General features: G+C 48.2%; 5 protein-coding genes. 4 read left to right on the top strand and 1 reads right to left on the bottom strand.

Annotated elements, in window-relative coordinates; genetic code table 11:
• The first annotated feature begins 398 nt into the window (after positions 1 to 398).
• The 4 genes from RH949_RS26585 (at position 399) to ctpC (ending at position 5,640) form a co-directional block, all read left to right on the top strand.
• Positions 399 to 1,880, top strand: a complete 1,482-nt coding sequence (locus RH949_RS26585) for a hypothetical protein (RefSeq protein ID WP_446357381.1) — start codon at positions 399 to 401, stop codon at positions 1,878 to 1,880.
• A 140-nt stretch (positions 1,881 to 2,020) separates the two neighbouring features.
• A complete protein-coding gene (locus RH949_RS26580; protein WP_446357379.1) occupies positions 2,021 to 2,965 on the top strand; it encodes an ABC transporter ATP-binding protein in 945 nt (314 codons plus the stop codon).
• A 185-nt stretch (positions 2,966 to 3,150) separates the two neighbouring features.
• The gene (locus tag RH949_RS26575; RefSeq protein WP_446357377.1) at positions 3,151 to 3,930 is read left to right on the top strand and encodes an ABC transporter permease; all 780 of its coding nucleotides are present in this window, start codon (positions 3,151 to 3,153) and stop codon (positions 3,928 to 3,930) included.
• A 417-nt stretch (positions 3,931 to 4,347) separates the two neighbouring features.
• The gene (ctpC, locus tag RH949_RS26570; RefSeq protein WP_446357374.1) at positions 4,348 to 5,640 is read left to right on the top strand and encodes a carboxyl-terminal processing protease CtpC; all 1,293 of its coding nucleotides are present in this window, start codon (positions 4,348 to 4,350) and stop codon (positions 5,638 to 5,640) included.
• A 149-nt stretch (positions 5,641 to 5,789) separates the two neighbouring features.
• Here the strand turns inward: ctpC and RH949_RS26565 are convergent, their stop codons facing one another.
• Entirely contained in the window at positions 5,790 to 5,969 is a 180-nt protein-coding gene (locus tag RH949_RS26565) for a DDE transposase family protein (protein WP_006100277.1), read from the bottom strand.
• Positions 5,970 to 6,000 lie beyond the last annotated feature (31 nt).

The raw sequence follows: 6,000 nt of genomic DNA, 5'->3' as shown, positions 1-6,000 counted from the left end.
CCCCTAACCCCTTCTCCCTTGAAATAAAAGCGATAGCATCCTCTGTCCTCCCCCCTCTTGTAGGGGGGAACGAGGGGGGTGGGAGAAGGGGAACCAGATTCTCTTACTCCCCTCTCCCCGGCGTGGGAGAGGGGCTGGGGGAGAGGGGTTGAGCTTAAGTTGACACCAATGCCCGCTGGCACAACGTAACAATGTTGTCCGCTTAATAGGCTCGGGTCGCCCTTTACTCAACCCCATATTTACAAAAACAAATGGCAGTTGTCGCCGCGCCCTAACCGGGAAAGCTTACATCCTTACCCTGTCACGGTAAACTAAATAGCTTTCTGAACTTGTGCGGCACTATTTTTAGTCAAAGCGTGCGACATTTGCCTCCATTCTTTTCATTAAAGGAGGTTGTCATGAATACCGCAGAACGCGACTTGCGTTTGGAAATGCTCAACAGTCTGTTAACCACCCCTCACCGAGAGTTAAATAAGGTTGCAGACTTGCACAAAATGATGGTGGAACTTGACCCTATCTTCTATGGACACCTCGGTGTATGGTATCAGAAAGAAGGGGATGTTCGTGACCACAAAGAAGTGTTTATAGGGAATCTGTTGACCAGTCAGTTAACAGAACACCGGGAAGCCGGATTCATGTTGCTGCAAACATTTCCCCCTTACCAAGTGGCGCGAATTGTGGACTTCATGAAGCAGCATCAACAGAAGGTTCCTCGTTCCGCCCGAACCGCAGTACGGCGCTATTTGCAAAAGCGGGAAGAACAGCCCCAATTCTTTGACCGTGCGGCGTTGCGGGGACGCAAGTCCATGAAGCACCTCTACGCTACCTTACACATTAAGCCGAGTGAGCGGGCGAATACCATCCTGTTTAAGGATGCTCCTCCGGAGGATAGTTTGGCGTTTGCGCTCAAGCAGTTGGCAAAAGCAGCAACTCCCACCGAACAAGCACGGCAAATCGTAGCACATAAGATTCCTTACACGATTGCCATTGGTGCAGTCAAGCAAATCACGCCCACGGTATTAGTCGCCCTGATTAATTCCATGACACCCCAAGAGGTGATTAATAACCTCAAGTCTCTCAAGGCGCGGGGAGCCATGGAACACCCTCAGGTAAAGGCGTTGATTGATGAAAAGCTGGTTGCAGCTCAATCGGATAGCCGTGTATCCGCCCTCAAGGGACGAGTTGCGGCTGAAGCGGCGGGATTAGATCTCGCCACTACCGCTCAGTTAGAGCGCGTCATGGATGAGCAGGTGAAAAAGCGCGGCAAAATCGCCAAATCCACGGCGCTGTTGGTGGATAAGTCTGGCTCCATGCATCAAGCCTTAGAAGTGGGTAAGCATCTGGCTGCGTTGATTTCCGGGATTACGGAAGCGGAGTTGTTTGTCTATGCCTTTGACACGATGCCCTACCCCGTCCAAGCCAACCTGAGTCGTGATACCCGATTGGGCGATATCTTGGCAAATAATCTGCCGCAGGAGCATCTGTACAGCCACTGGGAGCGTGCCTTTGAGCACATCCGGGCTGGGGGTGGAACCAGTATCGGCTGTAGCGTTGAGGCGATGCGTCGGCGTAAGCAGTTGGTGGAACAGTTTATCTTGGTGACGGATCAAGGGGAAAACACTGCGCCCTATTTTGGCAACGCTTTTGATGCCTATTGTCAGGAGTTGAATGTGCTGCCAAATGTGATCATCGTCAAGGTGGGTAGTTACTACGACTGGATTGAACAAAAGTTGCGGGAACGGCAAGTGCAGGTGGATACGTTTACCTTTGCGGGTGACTACTACTCATTGCCAAACCTGATTCCACTTTTGTCTCGTCCTTCCCGGTTAGAGTTGTTGATGGAAATTCTGGAGACTCCTTTGCCTGTAAGGGATGATTAATAGTAGGGTGGGCATTGCCCACCTTACTGGCGTGGCACAGCTAAAATGATGGAATAGATTTTACGGTTACATCGGGCGCACGTCTGTGCGCCCCTACAGTTTCTGGGTGTAAGCAATCGGCGGTGTAATCACCATTACCTATGACTCTGACAACGGCTCAACCTCAAACCCAATCCGTGGTACTCACGGCTTATGACTTGTGGAAATCTTACGGTTCAAACCATGTTGTTCAAGGTGTCAATTTTACCCTGAATTCGGGAGAAATTTTGGGTCTGCTTGGTCCCAATGGTGCTGGGAAAACTACTACAGTAGGAATGCTTTATGGTGCAGTGATTCCCAGTCAGGGTTTTGTGCAACTTGGACAGCATCAAATCCAATCTCAAGGACGTTTGGCGCGTTCCTCGATGGGAATTGTTACTCAAGACGATAATCTTGACCCCGATTTTAGTGTCTTCGATAACTTGATTTTCTTTGCCCATCATTATCGGATTGTTGGCAAAACTGCCCGAAAACGGGCAGGGGAGTTACTGGCACAAGTAGGGTTGCAAGACTATGCTAAACATCGGGTTGATCAACTGTCTGGCGGGATGAAGCGGCGTCTGGTGTTGGCACGGGCGTTGATTAATCAGCCGCAAGTGGTGTTTCTGGATGAACCAACAACTGGACTTGATCCCCATGCGCGGCAAGATTTTTGGAAGTTAGTCAGTCAGCTTAAGCAAAAAGGCTGTGGAGTGCTGTTGACAACCCACTATATGGATGAAGCCCAACGATTGTGCGATCGCCTTATTTTACTCCAACAGGGTAAAATGATTGACCAAGGCACTCCAGAGGAATTGATTGAGCGCACTGTTGGCACAGAGGTAGTAGAAATTGAGGGCATTTCCGCAGAAATCCTTCAACAACTCGCCCATCAGTATCAAACATGGTATCGCTCTTTTGGCAATGGTTACCTGATTGGTTTACCCGCAGACAATCCCCACTCTCTTTGGGAATGTCTGGATGCCACCAATCCGGTTAGCTTAACCCGTCGCCACACCAATTTAGACGATGTATTTTTGCACTTGACAGGCATGTCACTGGAATAATTTGTCATTTGTCCTTCGTCATTTGTCATTTGTCAAATAATTTTTGCATGGAGTCTGGGCGGGTTTATTAGCATCTGGGTGGCAACAAACGATTAGGGTCAAACCCGCTCCTACAGTCATCTGTTAGCTAATCTACTGCCACAAAGAATTCATTCAAAATACAATCTTTGAAATCCCAAATCAAAATGAAAGGCATTTCTGTTACCCCTTGGGGAGTCTACTCAGTCTGGTATCGTCATGCTAGGGTTTATCAGAAAACCTGGCTGGTGAATAGCTTACCTCCCCTTTCTGAACCGATTATTTATCTCGTCGCGTTTGGCTATGGGCTTAGTCCTTTAGTCGGGGATGTTACTTACCACGGTGAAACAGTTTCTTACTTAAAATTTATTGCCCCCGGTATGATTGCCATTGGCGTGCTGTTCCAATCCTTTTTTGAGGGGGCTTTTGGCAGTTTTATTCGCCTCAAATTCCAAAAAACTTGGCAAGCTTTACTGACTTCACCGTTAAGCTTCACGGAAGTGTTTTTGGGAGACTGGCTATGGGCAACCACAAAAGGAATTATCGCGGGTAGCTTGACGGGATTAGTGGCTGTGGTGTGGGGAATCTACTCAGGGTGGCATTTTCTGATATCCTTGCCCCTGATTATTTTAGGTAGTATGCTATTTGGCGTTATGGGACTGTTTTCAGCAGGAACCATGCGTACAATTGACCAAATTAACATACCACTTTTCTTGTTTATCGTCCCGATGTTTACCTTCTGTGGGACGTATTTTCCCCGTGAAACGTTACCGCCTATCCTGGAAAATATTGCCAATCTCTTGCCCCTTGCTGCTTTAGTTGATCTATTGCGCTGGCCCCTCGGATTACCCAATTTCTGGTTTGTGCAGTTAATCGGGCTACTCTTGGGAATCGGTCTTTTTTCCGGATTGGCTTGGCGACAGATTTATCCCCAGTTGTTTCGTTGATTGAATAAGTTGTACAGTTAGTGCGGTGAGAAGCCTTACCTGGAAAATGTATCCCAGAATACGAAAAATCAGGTTAAATTTTTCCTTGCTCCTCTGCTCCCCGGTTTCTCTGCTCCCTTGGGATGTCAACCGAAAAGTTTTCGGTCTACTGAATTTGTTTGGCGGCGGGGAGGGGAGCCGGAACCGATTGAATGCCTGAAAAGCATGATAGGTATACACTGTAGGGATTGGATCAGAGCCAATACAGCCGCATTCCCCTTCACCCGTCCCGATTTAAAACTCAACAACCATTACATCCGGACTGCAAGCAAGTTAGGATGGATAACAAAGATGTGCAACAGGAGCGTGCTGGCATAGCCTGTGTTAGAGTGAGCGTAATTCCTTTGCAGTCGTTTTCCTCCAGCTTGTGAAAGGATTATGGTAATTACAAAACGTAGCCTCGTGGTCGGGGCGACCGCAGTAGTCTTAACAACGGTTGCAGTTACAGGGGCTGGTCTGCATTTATCTCAAAGTCAGGCTTTCTTCCAGGAAAGCCCCAAAGAGCTAGTTGATGAAGTCTGGCAAATTATCGATCGCCAGTATGTAGATGCTACCTTCAACCAGGTGGATTGGCGAGCCGTTCGGAATGATTATTTAAACCGTGAGTATTCTGACAAGGAAGAAGCTTACGAAGCCATTCGGGAAATGCTCGAGACGCTGGACGATCCCTATACCCGATTCATGGACCCCGAAGAGTTCAAAAACATGCAAATTGATACCTCTGGGGAATTAACGGGTGTAGGGATTCAAATCGCCCAGGATGAGGACACGAAAAAGTTGGTGGTGATTTCGCCAATTGAGGATACACCCGCATTTCAAGCAGGTATTCTGGCCAAGGATCTAATCGTCAAGATTGACGGTCAGAGTACCGAAGGTATGGATGTGAATGACGCCGTGCAACTGATTCGCGGGAAACCGGGTACTGATGTGACCCTTACCATTCAACGCGACGAGGAGGAAATCGACTATACAATCACACGGGCGCGGATTGAAATTCATCCAGTACGCTACAGTTATCGGAGTACACCCACGGGTGAGATTGGTTATATTCGCTTGAATCAGTTTAGCGCGATCGCGGCACAGGAAATGCGCGAGGCGATTAAGGAGTTAGAGACGCAGGATGTTAATGGCTATATCTTGGATTTGCGATCTAATCCGGGCGGATTACTCTACTCTAGTATTGAGATTGCCCGTATGTGGCTCGATAAAGGCAAGATTGTGTCTACGGTGAATCGTCAGGGTAGCTCAAATGAAGAGGTCGCCAGGAATAGAGCCTTGACAGATAAACCGTTAGTTGTCCTAGTCGATGGCGGTTCAGCTAGTGCTAGTGAAATTCTGTCGGGTGCTTTGCAGGATAACGAACGAGCCACTTTAGTCGGAACTCAGACCTTTGGCAAAGGCTTGGTACAATCAGTACGTGGACTCGGAGATGGTTCGGGTTTGGCGGTGACCATTGCGAAGTATTTGACGCCCAGTGGTCGTGATATTAATAAGGAGGGGATTCCGCCAGATATTGTCATAGAACTGACTGAGGAACAACGCAAGGAATTACAGAAGGATCGGACTAAAATTGGTACGCCAGACGATCCCCAATATGTAAAAGCCCTAGACGTTCTCAACCAGGCAATTGCCGGGGAACCCAATGATCGGGCATCCGTTCAAACTCCATAGGTAGTAGGGGATGTAGACGATGCATGTTCCAGACGCGCCATGACACATCTGGCGAAAACGAAAGTCATGTCAATCTGATCATCCTCTACCCATTGACTAACAGCCCCCACCCCCACCCCAATCTCTCTCTAATCCGTGAAATCAGTGTTTTAGGCAGGCTGGCATTTTCCTGCCCGAATCAGCCCAATTCGACGTGCGATCGCGTCTTGCTGAGATGAAAAAGGTCCCCAGCGTTCTGAGGTTTCCTCTCCTTCTACTTGAGTGCTGGGAACAATTTCGCATTGTCCATTTTTTTGCTTGACAATATACCAGTTTCGTGTATCAGACATAGGGACTTAGAACGACAGACTGTATAGCAGT

The sequence above is a fragment of the Coleofasciculus sp. A1-SPW-01 genome (genome assembly GCF_040217205.1).
GTDB lineage: Bacteria > Cyanobacteriota > Cyanobacteriia > Cyanobacteriales > Coleofasciculaceae > Coleofasciculus > Coleofasciculus chthonoplastes_A.
The sequence above is the reverse complement of the archived record's forward strand: the minus strand, read 5'-3'. Positions and strand labels throughout refer to the sequence as shown.